18 protein-coding genes are annotated in these 19,233 nt (G+C 63.8%); 8 read left to right on the top strand and 10 right to left on the bottom strand.

Annotated elements, in window-relative coordinates:
* The first annotated feature begins 213 nt into the window (after positions 1–213).
* The 8 genes from EOC83_RS09390 to EOC83_RS09425 all read left to right on the top strand — a co-directional run bounded on the left by EOC83_RS09390 (position 214) and on the right by EOC83_RS09425 (position 7,502).
* A complete protein-coding gene (locus tag EOC83_RS09390; RefSeq protein WP_024502054.1) occupies positions 214–993 on the top strand; it encodes an ABC transporter ATP-binding protein in 780 nt (259 codons plus the stop codon).
* Complete coding sequence (locus tag EOC83_RS09395) at positions 980–1,711, top strand: ABC transporter ATP-binding protein (RefSeq protein ID WP_013528428.1); 732 nt, start codon at positions 980–982, stop codon at positions 1,709–1,711. The genes EOC83_RS09390 and EOC83_RS09395 overlap by 14 nt, the downstream gene beginning before the upstream one ends.
* A complete protein-coding gene (locus tag EOC83_RS09400; RefSeq protein WP_024502052.1) occupies positions 1,708–2,610 on the top strand; it encodes a branched-chain amino acid ABC transporter permease in 903 nt (300 codons plus the stop codon). Before EOC83_RS09395 ends, EOC83_RS09400 begins: the two co-directional genes overlap by 4 nt.
* The gene (locus EOC83_RS09405; RefSeq protein ID WP_082826621.1) at positions 2,607–3,656 is read left to right on the top strand and encodes a branched-chain amino acid ABC transporter permease; all 1,050 of its coding nucleotides are present in this window, start codon (positions 2,607–2,609) and stop codon (positions 3,654–3,656) included. Before EOC83_RS09400 ends, EOC83_RS09405 begins: the two co-directional genes overlap by 4 nt.
* Positions 3,653–4,831, top strand: coding sequence for an ABC transporter substrate-binding protein (locus EOC83_RS09410; protein WP_013528425.1), 1,179 nt, complete (start codon positions 3,653–3,655; stop codon positions 4,829–4,831). The genes EOC83_RS09405 and EOC83_RS09410 overlap by 4 nt, the downstream gene beginning before the upstream one ends.
* The gene (locus tag EOC83_RS09415) at positions 4,828–5,592 is read left to right on the top strand and encodes a cyclase family protein (protein WP_244514254.1); all 765 of its coding nucleotides are present in this window, start codon (positions 4,828–4,830) and stop codon (positions 5,590–5,592) included. The genes EOC83_RS09410 and EOC83_RS09415 overlap by 4 nt, the downstream gene beginning before the upstream one ends.
* Positions 5,593–5,662: 70 nt before the next feature.
* Positions 5,663–6,919 (top strand): cysteine desulfurase-like protein, encoded by a 1,257-nt coding sequence (locus EOC83_RS09420; protein WP_063170430.1) that lies wholly within the window; start codon positions 5,663–5,665, stop codon positions 6,917–6,919.
* 1 nt (position 6,920) lies between these two features.
* Complete coding sequence (locus EOC83_RS09425; RefSeq protein WP_013528422.1) at positions 6,921–7,502, top strand: cupin domain-containing protein; 582 nt, start codon at positions 6,921–6,923, stop codon at positions 7,500–7,502.
* Between the two features lie 100 nt (positions 7,503–7,602).
* Here EOC83_RS09425 and EOC83_RS09430 read toward each other — a convergent pair whose 3' ends face one another.
* The 10 genes from EOC83_RS09430 to gcvA form a co-directional block, all read right to left on the bottom strand.
* Positions 7,603–9,006, bottom strand: coding sequence for an MATE family efflux transporter (locus tag EOC83_RS09430; protein ID WP_013528421.1), 1,404 nt, complete (start codon positions 9,004–9,006; stop codon positions 7,603–7,605).
* A 169-nt stretch (positions 9,007–9,175) separates the two neighbouring features.
* The gene (locus EOC83_RS09435; RefSeq protein ID WP_063169748.1) at positions 9,176–10,762 is read right to left on the bottom strand and encodes an FGGY-family carbohydrate kinase; all 1,587 of its coding nucleotides are present in this window, start codon (positions 10,760–10,762) and stop codon (positions 9,176–9,178) included.
* Positions 10,759–11,442: an HAD family hydrolase gene (locus EOC83_RS09440; protein WP_024502046.1), complete on the bottom strand. Its 684-nt coding sequence runs from the start codon at positions 11,440–11,442 to the stop codon at positions 10,759–10,761. Before EOC83_RS09440 ends, EOC83_RS09435 begins: the two co-directional genes overlap by 4 nt.
* A 15-nt stretch (positions 11,443–11,457) precedes the next feature.
* The gene (locus EOC83_RS09445) at positions 11,458–12,936 is read right to left on the bottom strand and encodes a mannitol dehydrogenase family protein (protein WP_063169749.1); all 1,479 of its coding nucleotides are present in this window, start codon (positions 12,934–12,936) and stop codon (positions 11,458–11,460) included.
* A 146-nt stretch (positions 12,937–13,082) separates the two neighbouring features.
* Complete coding sequence (locus EOC83_RS09450; RefSeq protein ID WP_063169750.1) at positions 13,083–13,853, bottom strand: L-iditol 2-dehydrogenase; 771 nt, start codon at positions 13,851–13,853, stop codon at positions 13,083–13,085.
* A 2-nt stretch (positions 13,854–13,855) separates the two neighbouring features.
* Entirely contained in the window at positions 13,856–14,854 is a 999-nt protein-coding gene (locus EOC83_RS09455) for an ABC transporter ATP-binding protein (protein WP_063169751.1), read from the bottom strand.
* 49 nt (positions 14,855–14,903) lie between these two features.
* Positions 14,904–15,728 (bottom strand): carbohydrate ABC transporter permease, encoded by an 825-nt coding sequence (locus tag EOC83_RS09460; protein ID WP_063169752.1) that lies wholly within the window; start codon positions 15,726–15,728, stop codon positions 14,904–14,906.
* A gap of 11 nt (positions 15,729–15,739) precedes the next feature.
* Complete coding sequence (locus EOC83_RS09465) at positions 15,740–16,612, bottom strand: sugar ABC transporter permease (protein WP_063169753.1); 873 nt, start codon at positions 16,610–16,612, stop codon at positions 15,740–15,742.
* Between the two features lie 123 nt (positions 16,613–16,735).
* Positions 16,736–18,046, bottom strand: coding sequence for a sugar ABC transporter substrate-binding protein (locus tag EOC83_RS09470; protein WP_013528413.1), 1,311 nt, complete (start codon positions 18,044–18,046; stop codon positions 16,736–16,738).
* Positions 18,047–18,270: 224 nt separating this feature from the next.
* Complete coding sequence (gene gcvA, locus EOC83_RS09475) at positions 18,271–19,176, bottom strand: transcriptional regulator GcvA (RefSeq protein WP_013528412.1); 906 nt, start codon at positions 19,174–19,176, stop codon at positions 18,271–18,273.
* Positions 19,177–19,233 lie beyond the last annotated feature (57 nt).

Here is a 19,233-nt window from a genome sequence, read left to right on the forward strand (position 1 = left end):
CCACGCACTATGCGCGCAGGCTCGAGAAGCGAGCGCTGGCGCGCTGGACTGCAGGCCCTGCATCGATGCCGGTGCTGTCGCGGCAACGGTCGAGCCGAGGCAGGCATACAGCTTTCCTCTTGGGAATAGGACTTGACATCTTGCCGTTCGAATTGTCCATTTGAAGCTTGACCGGGCCGAACGGGGCGGCGAGGGACAGGGGCAAACCGGCGGGTGGATAGACAGTCGAGTCGAGTGCTGTTGAGGACGGTCGGGCTGACAAAAGCCTTTCGAGGGCTGGTTGCCCTGCGTGATCATTCCATCGAGCTCCACGAACGTGAAATCATTGGGGTAATCGGGCCGAATGGCTCGGGCAAGAGCACGCTTTTCAACCTGATCACCGGCTTCTCCCAGCCGAATTCCGGTAGCATCGAGATGGAGGGCCGGTCGATCGTCGGCCTGCGCACATCGCAGATCGTCGCGATGGGCATCGCCCGCACCTTCCAGGGCTCTCGCCTGTTCGGCAGCCTCAGCGTCGCGCAGAACGTGCTGACGGCGGCGCAGTTGCGCCATCCTGTCGGCGCCGCCGATACCGTGCTGCGCGGTCGGCGTTATCGCGAGCGGGTGGCCGCGACCCGGCAGAAGGCCGACGAACTCCTCGACCTCATGGGCCTGACAGATCAGGCCGGCAGGGTCGCCGCGGATCTTCCCTACGGCGATCAGCGGCGGCTGGAGATTGCGCGTGCGTTGGCGACCGGCCCGCAACTGCTGTTGCTCGATGAGCCCGCTGCCGGTCTTGATTCCAACGAGACCAAGGTGTTGGCAGCGCTGATCCGGACGATCCGTGACCGCTATGGCGTAACGGTGGTCGTTGTCGAGCACGACATGGACCTGATCATGGCGCTGTGCGAACGCATCCAGGTGCTGGCGACTGGCGAGGTGATCTGCGTCGGAACACCGGAGCAGGTACGCGAACACCCGAAAGTGCGGGAGGCGTATCTTGGCCACGCCTAGCCCCGTTCTGCTCAGTGTCGAGAACCTCGAGGTCAATTTCGGCGCGGTGCGTGCGCTGAAGGGCATTTCGCTCGACGTCCATGCCGGCGAGGTGGTGGCGTTGGTGGGCGCCAACGGCGCCGGCAAGAGCACGACCTTGCGCACCATTTCCGGCCTGTCGCGGCCGCGCGGCGGCAGGATCATCTTCGATGGCAAGCCGATTGGAGGTGTCGCTCCGTCGCGCATCGTAAGTCTGGGCATCGCGCAGAGCCCGGAGGGCAGGCGCCTGTTCGGCGGCCTGACGGTGGCTGACAATCTGCGGCTCGGCGCCTGCACCCGCACCGACAAGGATGCCATCCTCAGAGACAGCGAGCGCATGTTCATGCTGTTCCCGATTCTCAAGCAGCGGCTGAAGCAACTGGCCGGCACGCTGTCGGGCGGCGAACAGCAGCAGCTTGCTTTGGCGCGCGCGCTGATGGCGGCGCCGCGCCTGCTGCTGCTCGACGAGCCTTCGCTCGGCGTTGCGCCGCTGCTGGTCCGCCATATCTTCAGCGCGCTTGCCGAACTGAAGCGCCAGGGCATGACGATGCTGCTGGTGGAACAGAACATCACGCTCGCGCTGGACCTCGCCGACCGTGCCTATGTGCTGCGCACGGGCCAGGTGGCGCTGTCTGGCCGGTCCGCGGAACTGCGCGACAGCGAACGCGTGGCGCAGGCATATCTCGGGGCGGCAACATGACCCAGCTGGACTATATCCTGCAGCAGATCGTCAATGCGGTGAGCCTCGGCAGCCTCTACGCACTGGTGGCGGTCGGTCTGTCGATCGTCTTCGGCGTCCTCAAGCTCACCAATTTCGCGCATGGCGACGTCATGATGGTAGGTGCCTTCGGGGTTGCCTTGCTGGTCGGCATCGGCGTTCCGTTCCCGGTCGCCGTGATCTGCGGCATCGCCGCAGCCGCCGCCGCCGGCTTCCTCATCGAACGCATCGCCTACCGCCCGATCCGCGACGCGCCCGACGTTGCGCGACTGCTGACCAGCCTCGCCGTCACCTACATCATCGAGAATGTCGGCATCCTGGTGTTCACCTCCTCGCCGCGCAATTTTCCACTCCCCGATATTCTCAACACCTCCTGGGAAATGTCGAACGGCGCCATCACCTTCACCAGCATCAATCTCCTGACCATCGCGCTGACCTTCGTGTCGCTGCTGCTCCTCGGCTGGTTTATCACGCGCACCACGACTGGGCTCGGCATGCGCGCCGCAGCCGAGGACATGTCGGCGGCACACCTTGTCGGTCTGAACGTCAACCGGCTGATCATCGTCGCCTTCATCGTCGCATCCGCCTATGCCGGCCTCGCCGGCATTTTGTGGGCGGCACAGGCCGGCGTGGTGCAGCCGCAGATGGGCTTCACGCCGCTCCTGAAGGCTTTCGTGGCGGCAATCATCGGCGGCTTCGGGTCGATCGCGGGCGCCCTGGTCGGCGGCTACATATTGGGCGCGCTGGAGATATTCATCGTCGCATTCCTGCCGAGCAGCGTCTCGTCCTATCGCGACGCAATCGTCTTCGCCGTGCTGATCGCCTTTCTCCTGGTGCGCCCGGGCGGGCTGCTCCAGCCAAACCGGGAGATAAAGCTGTGAGCCGGGAAGCGCGGATCACACTCCTCGTCCTCGTCGCCGTGGTGGCGGGGGCAGCTGTCGCATTCGGTGCGCCGCACGTGCTGAGCGACTATTTCGTCCGGATTATCCTGCTGATCGCGCTGAATGCAATCCTGGTGCTGGCGCTGTCGCTGAGCAACGGTTTTACGGGCGTGTTTTCGCTCGGCCATGTCGGCTTCATCGGCGCCGGCGCGTATATTTCGGGAATCCTGTCGATCCCGGTGCAGCAGAAGATGGCATTGCTGCCGCATCTGCCGGGGTTTCTGCATGCTTTCAGCCTCCCCTTCCTGCCGGCGACGCTGGTGGCAGGTCTTCTGACGGCATTGCTTGCGGTGGTCGTCGGTTATCCCTTGATGCGCCTGTCGGGCTATTTCGTTTCGGTGGCGACGATGGGATTCTTGATTATCGTCAACGTGGTGCTGATCAATGCGTCGGATTTCACCCGAGGTGCCCGCACGTTTACCGGCGTGCCGCTGGAGACGACGTTGCCCTGGGTGATGGGTTGGCTCGCCATCACGGTGTTCGTTCTGGCGCGCCTGGTTTATTCGCCTTTCGGGCGCGCCATGAAGGCGGTGCGCGACGACACGATCGCGGCCAGCGCTGTCGGAATCGGCGTGCTGCGGACCAGACTGATCGCCTTCGTCATCGGCGCGTTCTTCTCAGGCGTCGGCGGGTCGCTCTATGCGCATTATCTCGGCTCGTTTTCGCCGAACACTTTCTACTTCGCGCTGACGATGAGTCTGATCACAATGCTGGTGCTGGGCGGCATGGGCTCCCTGACCGGCGCGGTGGTCGGCGTCATCTGCGTTTCGCTGTTGTCGGAGATCCTGCGCTCGGTCGAACGCGGCTTCACGATCGGCGATTTCGCGGTGCCGGCCCTGTTTGGCGCCAGCCAGATCGTGCTCGGCTTCATCTTCATTCTAGTCATGATCTTCCGGCCGAAGGGGATCATGGGGGACCGGGAACTTATGTTCGGATCAACCCAAAGATCGGCAACGGTGAACCAGACAGAGGAACGAAAACGATGATCAAACTCACTCGACGCGGTACCATCGGCCTGGGACTGGGCGCATTCTTCGCGCTTGCCTCGGCCAGCACGGCACTTGCTGCCGACACCATCAAGATCGGCTATCCGGCAAACCTGACCGGCATCCAGGCCTCGCTCGACGGTCCGATGCTGAATGGCGCCAAGCTGGCAGCGAGCGAAATCAACGCCGCCGGCGGCGTGCTCGGCCAGCAGATAGAACTGGTGATCTACGATTCCAAGAGCGATTCGACGACGATCTCGACCGTCGCCAGCCAGTTGATCGACAGCGACAAGGTCGTCGGCATCATCGGCTTCGCCGATTCCGACTCGGTGCTGGCCATCGGACCGCAGGTCCAGACGGCGCAGATACCGTTCATAACGCCAGGCGCGACCTCGCCGAAATTGCCTAGCCAGCTCGGCAACGAGATCTTCCTCGCCGCCTTCGGCGACAACGTTCAGGCTGCGGTTGGCGCGGAATTTGCGCTGAACAAGCTGAACGGCAAAACCGCCTACCTGCTGACCGACATCGGCACTGAATACACAACGCTGCTGTCGGACTACTTCGTCACCGCCTACGAGCATGGCGGGGGCAAGATTTTGGAGCGCGACACCTACAAGATCGGCGACAAGACCTTTACCGCGCAGATCGCCAAACTGAAGGCGCTGTCGCCGCAGCCAGACTTCGTCTATGCCTCGTCGAATGCCGAGGAAATCGGCCTGATCTTGAAGCAGATGCGCCAGGCCGGCATCAACCTGCCGGTGGTCGGCGGCGACGGCTACGACACGCCCTTGCTGATCCAGGTCGGCGGCGACGCGGCCAAGGACACCTACTTCACCACCCACGCCTATATCGGTGAGGGCGCCACCCCGAAGGTGCAGGCCTTTATCGACGCCTACACCAAGTCGGTCGGCAATGCCCCGGAGAACGCGTTCGCTGCGCTCGGCTACGACTCGGTCAAGCTGATGGCCGACGCGATCAAGCGTGCCGGTGCGCCGGATCCGGCCAAGATCCGTGACGCGCTGGCCGCTACGTCCGGGCTCGACGGCGTGACCGGCACGATCACCTACCGCCCGGGCATTTCGGTGCCGGACAAGTCGGTCTCGGTCATTGGTGTCAAGGACGGCAAGCTTGTCCTGGCAAGTGAAGCGGCACCGACCTTCGTCGCGGAGCCGTGATCTTGTCCACTCCGGGCTCCCTTTGGGACATCTACAGGTCGCGGCTCTCCGCCGCGACCTTCACCGACCTGACGCATGCGTTTCATCCGGGTCAGCCGCATTTCCCGGCCTTCCCGGACGAGGAGCGCAGTGCGTTGCTCGATTTTTCGAAGGGCGATGCCTTCCAGGTCCACCACTACGCCTTCGTCGGACAGTGGGGCACCCATGTCGATCCGCCGGTGCACTTCATCGACGGCGGCCGCTCGATCGACCAACTGCCGGTGGCGGAGATGCTTCTGCCGCTGGTCATCCTCGACATCAGCGACAGGGTCGCCGCCGATCCCGACGCGACGCCGACGCTCGACGATATTTCGGCCTGGGAGGCGCGGAACGGCCGTATCCCGGAAAAGTGTTTTGTCGCACTTCGCACCGGCTGGTGGCCGCGCTGGCCGGACCCCGTGGCGTTTCGGAACAAGTCGGCCGACGGTATCTCCCATGCGCCTGGTTGGTCGAAGCCGGTGCTGGAGGAGCTTTTGGAACGCCGCGGTGTTGCTGCGATCGGGCACGAGGGCATGGACACTGATCCCGGCCGTGCCACTTCCGCAGGTGACGCAAGCCTGGAATACTATGTGCTGTCGCGCGACTGCTGGCAGATCGAGCTCTTGGCCAATCTCGACAAGGTGCCCGAAGCCGGCGCGTTGATAATGGCAAGCTGGCCAAAGCCAAAGGCCGGATCTGGCTTCCCGGCTCGCGCTGTCGCCATCCATGAAGCGGCCGGCTGAACGCGTGAAGCCGCTGCTGGCGGCGGTCGAGGGGCCGCCGCACAACGATCATCAGACACGGAATTCAGACATGGATATAGATACAGTCCGCGATGCTTTTCCGGCGATGGCGAGAGGTGCCGAGCCGAAGAAGCGGATTTTCTTCGACAATCCCGCGGGAACCCAGATGGCGAGCCGTTCGATCGAGCGTATGACGCGTGTCATGATCGAAACCAACGCCAATCTTGGTGGCTATTTCGAAACCTCACTCGCGGCCCAGGCGATGGTCGACGACGCGCATCAGGCGATGGCCGATTTCTTCAATGCCGCCGACCGGCGTGAGGTGGTGTTCGGCCAGAACATGACAACTCTGACTTTCGCCGTCTCGCGCGCCATCGGCCGCGATCTGAACGCCGGCGACGCCATCGTGCTGACGCGCATGGATCATGACGCCAACGTCGCACCCTGGCTGATGCTGGCGGAGGATCGGGGGCTTGAAGTACGCTGGATCGACCTCGATCCAAAAACCTTCGAACTCGACCTGTCGACGCTGGAGGCGACTATCGACGAGGACGTCAAGCTGGTCGCTGTCGGCTATGCCAGCAACGTTACCGGCACGATCAACGACGTGAAGCGGATCGCGCAGCGCGCCCGCGCGATCGGGGCGCTGAGCTATATCGACGCGGTGCAGTTCGCGCCGCATGGGGTGATCGACGTCCAGGAGATCGGCTGTGATTTCCTGGTTTGCTCGGCCTACAAATTTTTTGGACCGCATCACGGGGTGTTGTGGGGCCGTTTCGATCTGCTGCAGGCGCTGACCGCCTATAAGGTGCGCGCGGCTTCCAATACGCCACCTGGAAAATTCGAGACGGGAACGACAAGCCGCGAGGCGCTTGCCGGGGTGCTTGGCGCCGTCGAGCACTATGCCTGGCTCGGACAGTCCTTCGGCAACGTCCACCCGCAGGCGACGCGGCGGGAGCGAATCGTCGCCGGCATTGAAGTCGCCGACCGTTATGAGCGTGTCCTGACAGCACGGCTGATTGCCGGATTGTCCAGAATTGATGGCGTCTTGATCCAGGGCATATCCGATGTGGCGGCGCTGGCGCGCCGTGTGCCTACCGTGTCGATCACCGTTGACGGAACCGATCCCGCGGACATCGCCAGGGCGATGGCAGAGGAAGGCATCTATCTCTGGCACGGTCACAATTACGGTTTGGAGCCAATCAAGCGGCTGGGGCTTGCGGACCGCAACGGTGTCGTCCGCATCGGGCTGGCTCATTACAACACCGAGGCGGAAGTCGATTTCCTGCTGGCGAAGCTGGCGGACTGGATGAAGACGCGGACCTGACATGCGCGACAGAAACGGAACCCCGAGGATCGGCGTCAAGCTGCGCCATGCCAGACAGGTGCTTGGCCTCAGCCTGGAAGAGCTCGGCGCCCGCATCGGGCTGACAGAGGGTTATCTCTCGAAGATCGAAAACGACCGCGCTACGCCGTCCATGGCGGCTCTGCACCGGCTGGTGCAGGCACTGGGCATCAACATGAACGCGATGTTCGGCACGCTGCAGCACAATGCCTCGGAAGTGTTCGTTTTGCGGCAAAACGAGCGTCCGCACATGGAGACGGGACATCGGCGTTCGGGCAACCATGTCGTGCTCGAGCAATTGGTGCCGTCCGGTCCGGAATATCTGCTGCAGATCAACGTCCACGTGATCGAGGCCGGCGGCGGCAGCCCCGAGTTGATCAGCCACAAGGGACAAGAGTTCGGCTACGTGCTCGAAGGTTCCGTCGAATTGCTGGTCGAGGCGAACGTGGTGGCACTCGAGGCAGGCGACGCGTTCTATTTCAACTCCGAACTCGGCCACGGCTACCGCAATATCGGTTCGACCACGGTCCGCATCCTCTGGGTCAACACGCCGCCGACATTCTGACCGCCTCCAGCGCGGCGCCGGATTTCGAGGGAGTTCTGCAGACGTCGTTCAATGAGCCAACGTCCACAGGACAACAGCCGCCGAGCCCAACCGTCCTGTTTCAATGCCCGAACGCGAGCGGCGGGGCCAGTCGGTCGCGCCGCAGCCAGCGCGCCAGCAGCAGCGCGGCCACCACGGCCAGCCCCGTCGACAGGCCGATCCAGATGCCGACGCCATGCAGGCCGAAATGGAAGGCGAGCAGCACGCCGAGCGGCAGGCCGACGCCCCAATAGCCGATCGCGGCATAGATCATCGGCACCTTGGTGTCGTGCAGGCCGCGCAGCATGCCGGCGGCCACCGCCTGGGCGCCGTCGAAGACCTGGAATAGCGCCGCGAAGACCAGGAACGACACGGCAAGTTCGATCACCCTGGCATTGGCCGGATTGCTCAGATCGATGAAGGCGCTGATCAGCGGATGCGGCCACAGGATCATCACCAGCCCCATCAGCGCCATGAACGAGACGCCGATGACGAAGGCGGTCCAGCCGGCGCGCGACACGCCTTGCGGATTGCCGGCGCCATGCGCAAGGCCGACGCGCACCGTCACCGCCTGGTTGAGGCCAAGCGGCACCATGAAGGAGATCGAGGCGATCTGGATGGCGATCGCGTGCGCGGCCAGCGAATCCGCGTCGATCAGGCCCATCAGCAGGGCGGCCGCATTGAAGATAGTCACCTCGAAGGCGAGAATGCCGGCAATCGGCAGGCCGAGCCGCAACAGGCCCTTGAAGCGTGGCCAGTCCGATCGCCAGAACCGTCCGAACAGACGATAACGGCGGAACTTCTTCTCCAGCATCACCACGGCAGCCAGGCCGATGAACATCAGCGTTGAGGACAGCGAGGTGGCAAGGCCCGACCCGGCAATGCCCATCGACGGCACGCCGAGATTGCCGAACATGAACACCCAGTTGAAGAAGGCATTGCAGGCGACGGCAACAAAGACGATGACCAGCGCCCAGCCCGGCCGCTCCAGCGCCGAGATGAACGAGCGCAGCACGATATAGAAGTAGAAGGGCAGCACCGCCCATTCGAGCCAGCGCAGATAGATGCCGGCCTGATGCGCCAGTGCCGGTTCCTGGCCCATGGCCAGCAGAATGCCTTCGCCGTGCCAAAGCACGAGCCAGATTGGGATCGAGATCAGGATCGCCAGCCACAGGCCCTGGCGCACGGTGCGGCGCAGGTCGCGCACCGAATAGCGGCGGCGGCCAAGCTCGGTGGCGATCATCGGCGATGTCGCCAGCATCAGGCCGAGGCCGAAGATCAGCGGCATGAAATAGAGGTTGGCGCCAAGCGCGCCACTGGCCAGCGTATCCGGCCCCAGCCGGCCCATCATCATGACGTCGGTGGCCGTCATCGCGGTCTGGCCGAGATTGGTCAGCACCATCGGCCAGGCGAGCGCCAGCGTCGCCCTGATTTCCTGACGCCAAAGATTTTCCGGCGCGCGAGCGCCGGCTTCGATCGCAGACATTGTTCCGCTCTTTCCAGATACGGCACGTCGGCATTAAAGCCGGAAGCCGCATTTCAAACGGCAAAACCTTCGGTTTCGCGGCGTTTGCGTCAGCTTCTGGACGAAACGCGACATGAAGGCAAGAGAGGAGGGACGGGAACGGATTGAGCCAGGGACCGGCCCCGGTGCTCTAGCGGATCGCGTCCAGCATCCGCCGCTGGCGGTGCATCTCGAGGAAAACCTTGTAGTCGCGGTCGAAACGCCCTGATGATTTCGGGTTCGACGCGCGCGTCCTGCCGCCTTGCTGCATGGCAAGACAGGCCGCGTTGAGGTCGGGAAACAGCCCGGCCGCGGTGGCGGCGATCATGCCGGTGCCGAGCAGCACCGCCTCGTCGGCCAGCGGCTCGATCACCGTGCAGCCGGTGGCGTCGGCATAGAGCTCCATCAACAGCGGGTTCTTGGTGTGGCCGCCGGTGACATGCAGCGTATCGATCAGATAGCCGTTCTCGTTCAGCGCCTCCAGCACGTGGCGCACGCCGAGCGCGATGCCGACGGCGGTGCGCCAGTAGAGTTTGCACAGGCTGTCGAAGGAGGAGTCCAGCGTCAGCCCGCTGACGACGCCGACGGCATGCGGATCGGCGAGCGGTGAGCGGTTACCATGAAAATCGGGCAGCACATGCAGCCGCGCGGCAAGGTTGTCGCCCTCGGTGGCGCGCAGCTCGGCGACACGCCTGGCGATCTTCGCATGCATGGCGGCATCCGGCTCGCCGCCGGCGCCGTGCCAGCGGATGATGTGGTCGAGCAGGGCGCCGGTCGCCGACTGGCCGCCTTCCGACAGCCACAGCCTGGGCAGCGCCGCGCCGTAATAGGGACCCCAGACGCCGGCGAAGGGCTGCGGATCCGGTGACATCGCCATGACGCAGCTCGACGTGCCGGCGATCAGCGCCAAATGCCGGCCGATGTCCTGTTGGTCGCCGGCAAAGCCGCCGAGCACGCCAAGCGCACCGGCATAGGCATCGATGACGCCGGCGCCGACCCGGCATTTCTCGCTCAGCCCAAGCTCGGCCGCTGCCTGGGCGGTCAGTTGGCCAATATAAGCGCCGACCGGGCTGGCCTTTTCCGGCAAATTGCCGTGCTCGAAAAGATCGCCGAGGCCGACGAGCGCAAAGAAGTCGCGCCGCCAGCCGGCCTCTTCATGCGCCAGATAGGTCCATTTGGCGGTCAGCGTGCATTGCGAGCGGGCCAGCGAACCTGTCGCTTGCCAGGTCAGGAAATCGGTGAGATCGAATAAATAGCCGGCTTCATTCCAGGTCTCCGGCAAATTGCGCTTCAGCCACATCAGCTTCGGTGTCGCCATTTCCGGCGACATGACGCCGCCGACGTAATTCAGCACGGCGTGGCCGCTTGCCGTGCATTCGTCGGCCTCCGCGATGGCGCGGTGGTCGAGCCAGACGATGGTGTCCCAGCGCTTGTCGCCCGTGGTCGAGACGCTGAGCTGGCCGCCTTGCCGGTCGCGCACCACCAGCGAACAGGTGGCATCGAAGGAGATGCCGACGACCTCCTCGGCAGCTATGCCGGCCTTTTCGCGGGCAGCGCGCACGGCGGCGCAGACGGCCGACCAGATATCGCGCGAATCATGTTCGGCGTGATCGGGCTTCGGCTGGTTCATGGCGATCGGCCGCTCGGCGCGGCCGAGCAAGGTGCCGTTGGTGTCGAGAATGCCCGCGCGAGCGCTCCCGGTGCCGACATCGACCGCGCAAACGAACTGTTTCGTCAAGATGCTCTGTCTCTCGCTCCCAGGCCTGCAATCAGATCGGGCAATTGCAGCATGTCAGCGAATATAAAGTCCGGTTCACTCGACGCAAGCCGCGCTTTCAAGGTCGGGTTGCCGGCATGCGAGCCGCCGGTGAAGGCAAACACGCGCATCCCCGCCGCCCGCGCGGCAATGATGCCGGCCGGGCTGTCCTCGATGACGAGGCATTTGCGTGGATGGGCCCGCATGCTGGCGGCGGCATGCAGGAACAGGTCCGGCGCGGGCTTTCCCTTGGCCACCATGGTGGCACTGAACAGGTGCGGTTCCATCAGCCCAAGCAATCCGGTGACGTCGAGCGCGTAGCGGATGCGGTCGAGCGTGCCCGAGGACGCGACACAGAACGGCAGCCCAAGCTTCGGCAGCATCTTCTTGACACCGGCGATCGGCTTCAGCTCCTCGCGGAATTTGCGCATCAATTCGACGCGCATCTCGGTCAGGTGCAGGTCGGTGATATCGAGCCCGAAGTCGCGGCCGAGGATCTCGCGCACGCTTTTCATGCTCTTGCCGAGGAAATGCTCGTAGGCGGCATCCTCACTGACGCTGCCGCCGGCAAGCCTGACCATGCCGAGCAGCGCCGAGACGGAGAGCGCCTCGCTGTCGACCAGCACGCCATCGCAGTCGAAAATGACCAGTTCAGGCGTCATGGCCGAGAATGGCTCTCAGAGCTTGCCGGCGAGGTAGCGCGTCAGCGTGGCGCGCGCGCCATTCGCCCACAGCACGTTGAGCGCATGGGCAAAGGCCTCGACAAACGCCGTTGCGCGGCCGACATCGCCATAGATGTCCTCCATGGCGAGCCAGGCGGCGGGAGCGTCCTTTGCTGCCTTTGCCGTCGCCTGCAGCCGGTCCCAACTCGGGTCGTTGGGCTCGATGACGGCGCCGCTGTCCGTCGTGCCGAAGCAGTAGCGGCACCACAATGCCGATTCCAGGGCCAGGCCGGCGACGCTTTTCCCAGCCTTCAGCCGGTCGGCGATGGTCGGGATGATGAACTTCGGCTGGCGGTTGGAGCCGTCGAGGCAGAGCCGGCGCACCGTGTCGCCGATCTTCGGGTTGGAGAAGCGGCTCTCGATGAGCTGGTAATAGTCTTCCAGAACCGTGTCCGGCACCGGCGGCACCGTCGGGATGATTTCGTCCCGTTCGAGCTTGGCCAGAAAACCGCTCACCAGCGGCTCCTGCATCGCCTCATGCACGAAATGGATGTCCATCAGGCCGGCCGGATAGGCGATCGCTGCATGGCCGCCATTGAGGATGCGGATTTTCATCAGTTCATAAGGCGCAACGTCTTTGACGAACTGCACGCCGACCTTTTCCAGCGGCGGCCGGCCATCGGTGAAATGGTCCTCCAGCACCCACTGCCGGAACGGCTCGCAGAACACCGGCCAGTTGTCCTCGAGGCCGAAATCCTTGGCCAGGATGCCGCGCTCGCGGTCGGTGGTGGCCGGCGTGATGCGATCGACCATGCCGTTCGGAAAGGCGACATGCTCGCTGACCCAGTTCGCCAGATCCTCGTCGATCAAACGGGCCAGGCCGATGACGCCATCCGAGGTGACATGGCCATTGTGGGGAATGTTGTCGCACGACATCACGGTGAACGGCACGGTGCCTTCATCGCGGCGGCGCATCAGCCCGGCAAGGATGATGCCGAACACCGTCTTCGGCGTGGCGCCGGCCTGCGCGTCGGCGACGATGTCGGGATGGGTCGGGTTGAACACGACGGAGGCCGGGTCGATGAAATAGCCACCTTCGGTGATGGTCAGCGAAACGATCTTGATCGCCGGGTCGGCAAGCCGTTCGATCACACCGGCCGCATCGCCGGGCATCAGGAAGTCGATCATCGCGCCGGTGACGCGTGCGCTCATATGGCCGCTATCCTGCTCGACCACCGTGGTGAGCCAGTCCTGCTCTTCCAGTTTGCCGCGACCGATCTTTTCGCCGTCGAACACGCCGGCACCGATCAGCGCCCAGTCATGGCCGATGCCCGCATTGAACAGATCGTCGAGATAGACGGCCTGATGCGAGCGGTGGAAATTGCCGACGCCGAAATGCACGATGCCGGCCTTCAGCGTCGCGCGGTCATACTTCGGACCTGCGACGTTGGCGGGCAGCTTGGAGAGGTTAGAGGACGAGAGTTTCACGGTCATCTGTTTTACCCTTTGGCCGGGTTTCGGCCTTCGTTACGCTCCTCTCCCCGTCGGGGAGCGGATAAGGGGTGGCACTTGCTACGCGCCCGCTGAAGTCGGCCTCTGCTCCCCGCGGAGGGACGAGGAGCAGAGGCCGTCCCCCGCCCTCAACTCATCCACTGGCCGCCATCGACATTGTAGGTCTGGGCGACGATGTATTCGGCGTCGCTGCTGGCGAGAAACACAGCCATGCCGGTGAGGTCCTGTGCCGTGCCCATGCGGCCATACGGCACCGCCTCGCCGACCAGTTTCTTCTTCTCGCCCCTCGGCCGGTTCTCATATTTGGCGAACAGCGAATCGACGTGATCCCAGTGCTCGCCGTCGACGACGCCAGGGGCAATCGCGTTGACGTTGATGCGGTGCTTGATCAGGTCGAGCCCCGCCGACTGGGTCAGCGAGATGACGGCGGCCTTGGTGGCGCAATAGACGCCGACCAGCGCCTCGCCGCGCCGTCCGGCCTGGCTCGCCATGTTGATGATCCTGCCGCCCTTGCCTCGCGCGATCATCGAGCGGGCGGCTGCCTGCAGCATGAACAGCGTGCCGGCGACATTGACGGAAAACAACTTGTCGTAGCTTGCCCTGGTGATTTCGACGATCGGCGCCAGGTCGAACAGGGCGGCGTTGTTGATCAGGATATCGAGGCCACCGGTCTTCGTCTCGACGGCTTTCACCGCCGCCTCGATCGAGGCGAGGTCGGTGACGTCGAGCTTGACCGCATAGGCCTTGCCGCCAATCTCGGCGGCGGTCTTCTGCGCCGCCTCGAGATTGATGTCGCCGATGGCGACGGTTGCGCCTTCGCCGGCATAGGCTTCGGCGAAGGCTCTGCCGATGCCGCGGGCCGAACCCGTGATCAGCGCGGATTTGCCGGCCAGTCGCATGTTCAGATTGCCTTTCCGTCGGCGCCAAAGCGATGCAGCTTGGCCTTGTCTGGTGTCAGGTAAATGGTGTCGCCGTGATGGACGCCGAGTTCGCCGTCGGCGCGCACGGTCAGCGGACCGACGCCGTCGGCCTGGACGTGCAGGAAGGTGTCGGAGCCGAGATGCTCGGCGACGCCGACGACTGCCTTCCATTCGCCCGCCCTGGTCGAGATCTCCAGGTGTTCGGGACGGATGCCGATGGTCTTGGCGCCGTTTTTGGCAGCCGGCGCGCCCTCGATCAGGTTCATCTTCGGCGAGCCGATAAAGCTGGCGACGAACAGGTTCTTCGGCGTCTTGTAGAGCTCCATCGGCGAGCCGACCTGCTCGATGTTGCCGGCGTTCAGCACGACGATCTTGTCGGCCATGGTCATCGCTTCAACCTGATCGTGGGTAACGTAGATCATGGTGGTTTTGAGCTGATGGTGCAGCTCGCTGATCTCCAGCCGCATGGTGCCGCGCAGTGCCGCATCGAGATTGGACAGCGGTTCGTCGAACAGGAAGGCGGTCGGCTGACGCACGATGGCGCGGCCGATCGCGACGCGCTGGCGCTGGCCGCCTGAAAGCTGGCCGGGCCGGCGTTCGAGATAGTTGGTCAGGTTGAGCACGCGCGCCGCGTCTCCCACCTTCTTGTCGATGGTCGCCTTGTCCTCACCGGCCATCTTCAGCGGGAAGCCGATGTTCTTGGCCACCGTCATGTGCGGATAGAGCGCGTAAGACTGGAACACCATGGCGAGCTTGCGCTTGGCCGGTGCCTCGCCGGTGACGTCGCGGCCGTCGATGTTGATGGAGCCGCCGCTGGTGTCCTCGAGCCCGGCGATCAGGCGCAGCAGCGTTGACTTGCCGCAACCCGACGGGCCGACAAAGACGACGAACTCGCCATTCTCGATCACCAGGTCGAGACCGGGGATGATGGACGTCGCTCCGAAGGATTTCGAGACGTTCTTGAGCGTGATGTTTCCCATGGTTTCCTCCCCGAGGGGTTATTTCTGCCGATTGCTTCGGGCAATTCCGTTATTTCACCGCACCAAATGTCAGGCCGCGCACCAGCTGCTTCTGGCTGAACCAGCCCATGATCAGGATCGGCGCGATGGCCAGCGTCGAGGCGGCCGAAAGCTTCGCCCAGAACAGGCCTTGCGGGCTTGAGAACGAGCTGATGAAGGCGGTCAGGGGTGCGGCTTCCGTCGTCGTCAGCCGGATCGTCCAGAACGCCTCGTTCCAGGCCAGGATGATGTTGAGCAGCATTGTCGAGGCGATGCCCGGCACCGCCATCGGCGTCAGCACATAGACGATCTCGTTCCACAGCGATGCGCCGTCCATGCGCGCCGCTTCCAGGATCTCGCCAGGGATTTCGCGGAAATAGGTGTAGAGCATCCACACCACGATCGGCAGGTTGATCAGCATCAGCATGATCATGAGGCCGATGCGGCTGCCGAGCAGGCCTGTGTCGCGGAAGATCAGGTAGATCGGGAACAGCACCGCGACCGCCGGCATCATCTTGGTGGACAGCATCCACATCAAGATGTCCTTGGTCCGCTTGGTCGGCGAGAAGGCCATCGACCATGCCGCCGGTATGGCGACCAGCAGGGCCAGGATGGTCGAGCCGACCGAGAGCAGCACCGAGTTGAAGAAGAACTTGAAGTAGCCGCTCTGTGCCTGGACCTCGGTATAGCTCTCGAACGTTCCCGACGGGATGATGCTGAAGCCCTGGATGGCTTCCTGCTCCGACTTGAACGAGGTGATGATCGTGTAGAGGATCGGGAAGAAGATCAGCAGGGCGACGATCCAGGCGGCAACCGTCGCGATCGTCTTGTGCCGGGTGGTGACTGAGCGTGCCATCGTAGCCTCCCTTACTTGTCCAGGTTCTTGCCGACGGCGCGCATGGCGAAGAAGGCAACGATATTGGCGAGAATGACGGCGATCACACCGCCGGCGGATGCCTGGCCGATTTTGAACTCCAGCAACGCCTTCTGGTAGACGAGGAAGGGCAGGTTGGTGGAGGCGTATCCCGGGCCGCCATTGGTGGTGACGAGGATCTCGGCATAGACCGAGAGAAGGAAGATCGTCTGGATCAGGATGACGACCGTGATGGCGCGCGACATGTGCGGCAGCGTCAGATAGATGAAGCGGCTGATGAACCCGGCGCCGTCCATCTCGGCGGCTTCCTTCTGCTCGCCGTCGAGCGACTGCAGCGCGGTCAGAAGAATGAGCGTCGCGAAGGGCAGCCACTGCCAGGCGACGATGATGATGATCGCCAGCATCGGATGTTGCCCGAACCAGTCGATCGGCTGGGCCCCGAAGAAGCGGGCTATGTCGGCGAACACCCCGTATGGCGGGTGCATGATCATGTTCTTCCAGACCAATGCGGCCACCGGCGGCATGACGAAGAACGGCGAGATGACGAGGATGCGCACGATGCCCTGGCCCCACATCGGCTGGTCGATCAGCAGCGCCAGAAGGATACCGCCGATCACCGTGATCAGGAGCACGCTGACCACCAAGGTGAGCGTGTTGAGGATCGACTGCAGGAAGGCCGGGTTGGAATAGAACAGCGCGTAATTCGAGAAGCCGACGAAGCCGTCGCGGATCGGATTGAGCGGGTTGTACTGCTGGAAGGAGAACCAGATGGTGATGACCAGCGGCACGATCATCCAGACGAACAGCAGCACCACGGATGGCGCCATCATGAAACGGGCAAGCGAACGGGTCTGCTGAGTAGCCATGACGGTCACCCTTCACTGGTCAGACGGAATTTTCAAAGGCGTTAAAGGCGGCCGCCCGAACTGGGAACTCGGGCGGCCGTTGCCGGTCAAGGAGGCGACCGGCAGTCGGCACCGGGAGGAGCCTTACTTGATGTATCCGCCCTCGGTCATTGCCGCGGTGGCAGCGTCCTGGGCCTGCTTCAGCGCGTCGTCGACGCTCGACTGGCCGGCAAGCGCCGCCGAGAAGAGCTGGCCGACCGTGGTGCCAAGGCCCTGGAACTCAGGGATGGCGACGAACTGGACGCCGACATAGGGCACCGGCTTGACCGTCGGATGCGTCGGATCGGCGGCGTTGATGGAGTCCAGCGTCATCTTGGCGAACGGAGCGGCCTTCTGGTACTCGGCATTGGCGTAGAGCGAGGAGCGCGTGCCCGGAGGAACGTTGGCCCAGCCTTCCTTCGAAGCGACGAGCTCCGCATAGTGCTTGCTGGTCGCCCAGGAGACGAACTTCTCGGCGGCATCCGCTTTCTGCGTGCCGGCGGGGATGGCCAGCGACCAGGCCCACAGCCAGTTGCCGCGCTTGCCCAGGCCATTGTCGGGCGCCAGCGCATAGCCGACCTTATCGGCGACGGTCGAGTTCTTCGGGTCCGAAACGAAGGACGCGGCGACCGTGGCGTCGATCCACATGCCGCATTTGCCCTGCTGGAACAGCGCCAGGTTTTCGTTGAAGCCGTTGGAGGAAGCCCCCTCGGGGCCGTCGGCCTTCATCAGGTCGACATAGAACTGCAACGTGTTCTTCCATTCCGGCTGATCGAACTGCGGCTTCCAGTTCTCGTCGAACCAGCGGGCGCCGAAGGAGTTCGACATGGCGGTCAGGAAAGCCATGTTCTCGCCCCAGCCGGCCTTGCCGCGCAGGCACACGCCGTTCACGCCATTGGCGCGGTCGGTCATCTTGTCGGCGGCCTGCTTGATGAAGTCCCAGGTCGGCGCGTCGGGCATCTTCAGCCCGGCCTTGTCCATCAGGTCCTTGCGGTACATGACGAAGGAGCTTTCGCCGTAGAAGGGCGCGGCATAAAGCTTGCCGTCGACCGAAAGGCCGCCAGCAATGGCCGGGATGATGTCCTTGGCGTCGTAGTCGTCGCCGAGCTTGTCGAGCGGCAAAAGCCAGCTCTGCTTGGCCCAGATCGGAACCTCATAGGTGCCGATGGTCATCACGTCGTACTGGCCGCCCTTGGTGGCGATGTCGGTGGTGACGCGCTCGCGCAGCACATTCTCTTCGAGCGTAACCCAGTTGAGCTGGATGTCGGGGTTCGCCTTGGTGAAGTCCTCGGTCAGCTTTTGCATGCGGACCATATCGCCATTGTTGACGGTGGCGATGGTGATGGATTCGGCGTGTGCGGCGAACGCAAGCGTGCTGGCCGACAACAAGCCCAGGGTGAGCGTGCGAAGTTTCATCAAATTCCTCCCTTGAACCAAGATGAGCATTTGCCTTGGCTTTGGGCAATTACTCACTTGGCGTGAATTATGTCAAGTCGGATTCGATGCTGCAGCGCAGCACCCGGGCGACACCGCAGGCCGGGACGAGCGGAAATTGCCAGGACGAAGAGCGTCCCGGCCGGATACAGTGCGGCAACAGCGGATGGATCTGCGAGACCAGGTGCAGCCCGCAAGCTTGCCGGTCAGCAGGCGATCTCGGCCAGCAGCCAGTCGCGGAAGGCACGGATCTTCGGCACGTTGCGGCGCGCTTCGGGGTAGACCAGCCAAAAGGCATGGCCGTCGTCGCCAACCAGATCGAAAGGCTGGATCAGGCGCCCACCGGCAAGTTCCGCCTTGAACAGCGCCCTGGTCAGGATCGCGACGCCATGACCGGCGATCGCCGCGTTGGCCTCATAGGCCTGCGCGCCCATGCTGCTGCCGGGCCGTTTGGCGAGATCGTGCGAGTGCACGCCGGCAGCCTCGAACCATTGCGTCCACCAGATGTCGCCGGGATCGAGGATCGGCAGCCGCAACAGGTCCGCCGGTTCCCTGACGCCGCCGATGCTTGCCGCGAGCTTCGGGCTCAGCATCGGCGTGAAATCGGCATCGAGCAGCTTGTAGGCTTCCAGCCCCGGCCATTTGCCGCCGCCCGACCGGATGGCGAGGTCGACATCCTCGCGGGCGAAATCCGTCAGCCGGCTCGATGTTTCGAGCCGCACGGCAAGGGAGGGATGAGCGATCTGGAATGAGCCCAGATGGTGCGCCAGCCAGTTCGAGGCAAAGGTCAGCACCGTCGTGACGCACAGCAATCCGTCGGCGCCGCCACGCGCCGCCGCATAGGCCTGGCCGAGAATGGCGAAGGCCTCGCTGACCGCTGGCGCAAGGCGCTGTCCAGCCTCGGTGAGTGCGATCTGGCGCGGCCGGCGCAGGAACAGCGGCGCGCCGACCCGTTCCTCCAGCACCTTGATCTGATAGCTGACCGCCGCTTGCGTCATGGCAAGTTCCTCGGCCGCCTTGGTGAAGGAAAGATGCCGCGCCACCGCTTCGAACACCCGGATCGCCTGCAGCGGCGGAAGCTGTGAAACCTGCCGAGAGCTGAGGTCCGGCATAAAGCCTCCTTATGGGTCCTTATCGACGTTCGATTGGCAAAGGCCGCCGTCAAGACC

This window comes from Mesorhizobium sp. Primo-A, from assembly GCF_003997175.1.
GTDB classification, from domain to species: Bacteria; Pseudomonadota; Alphaproteobacteria; order Rhizobiales; family Rhizobiaceae; genus Mesorhizobium; species Mesorhizobium ciceri.

Bases quoted from the DNA above. Each gene is read 5' to 3' on its own strand.
- EOC83_RS09420 (WP_063170430.1), top strand. From the start codon at position 5,663: ATGGATATAGATACAGTCCGCGATGCTTTTCCGGCGATGGCGAGAGGT.
- EOC83_RS09410 (WP_013528425.1), top strand. From the start codon at position 3,653: ATGATCAAACTCACTCGACGCGGTACCATCGGCCTGGGACTGGGCGCA.
- EOC83_RS09470 (WP_013528413.1), bottom strand. From the start codon at position 18,046: ATGAAACTTCGCACGCTCACCCTGGGCTTGTTGTCGGCCAGCACGCTT.
- EOC83_RS09445 (WP_063169749.1), bottom strand. From the start codon at position 12,936: ATGACCGTGAAACTCTCGTCCTCTAACCTCTCCAAGCTGCCCGCCAAC.
- EOC83_RS09440 (WP_024502046.1), bottom strand. From the start codon at position 11,442: ATGACGCCTGAACTGGTCATTTTCGACTGCGATGGCGTGCTGGTCGAC.
- EOC83_RS09460 (WP_063169752.1), bottom strand. From the start codon at position 15,728: ATGGCACGCTCAGTCACCACCCGGCACAAGACGATCGCGACGGTTGCC.
- EOC83_RS09455 (WP_063169751.1), bottom strand. From the start codon at position 14,854: ATGGGAAACATCACGCTCAAGAACGTCTCGAAATCCTTCGGAGCGACG.
- EOC83_RS09450 (WP_063169750.1), bottom strand. From the start codon at position 13,853: ATGCGACTGGCCGGCAAATCCGCGCTGATCACGGGTTCGGCCCGCGGC.
- EOC83_RS09430 (WP_013528421.1), bottom strand. From the start codon at position 9,006: ATGTCTGCGATCGAAGCCGGCGCTCGCGCGCCGGAAAATCTTTGGCGT.
- gcvA (WP_013528412.1), bottom strand. From the start codon at position 19,176: ATGCCGGACCTCAGCTCTCGGCAGGTTTCACAGCTTCCGCCGCTGCAG.
- EOC83_RS09465 (WP_063169753.1), bottom strand. From the start codon at position 16,612: ATGGCTACTCAGCAGACCCGTTCGCTTGCCCGTTTCATGATGGCGCCA.
- EOC83_RS09425 (WP_013528422.1), top strand. From the start codon at position 6,921: ATGCGCGACAGAAACGGAACCCCGAGGATCGGCGTCAAGCTGCGCCAT.
- EOC83_RS09400 (WP_024502052.1), top strand. From the start codon at position 1,708: ATGACCCAGCTGGACTATATCCTGCAGCAGATCGTCAATGCGGTGAGC.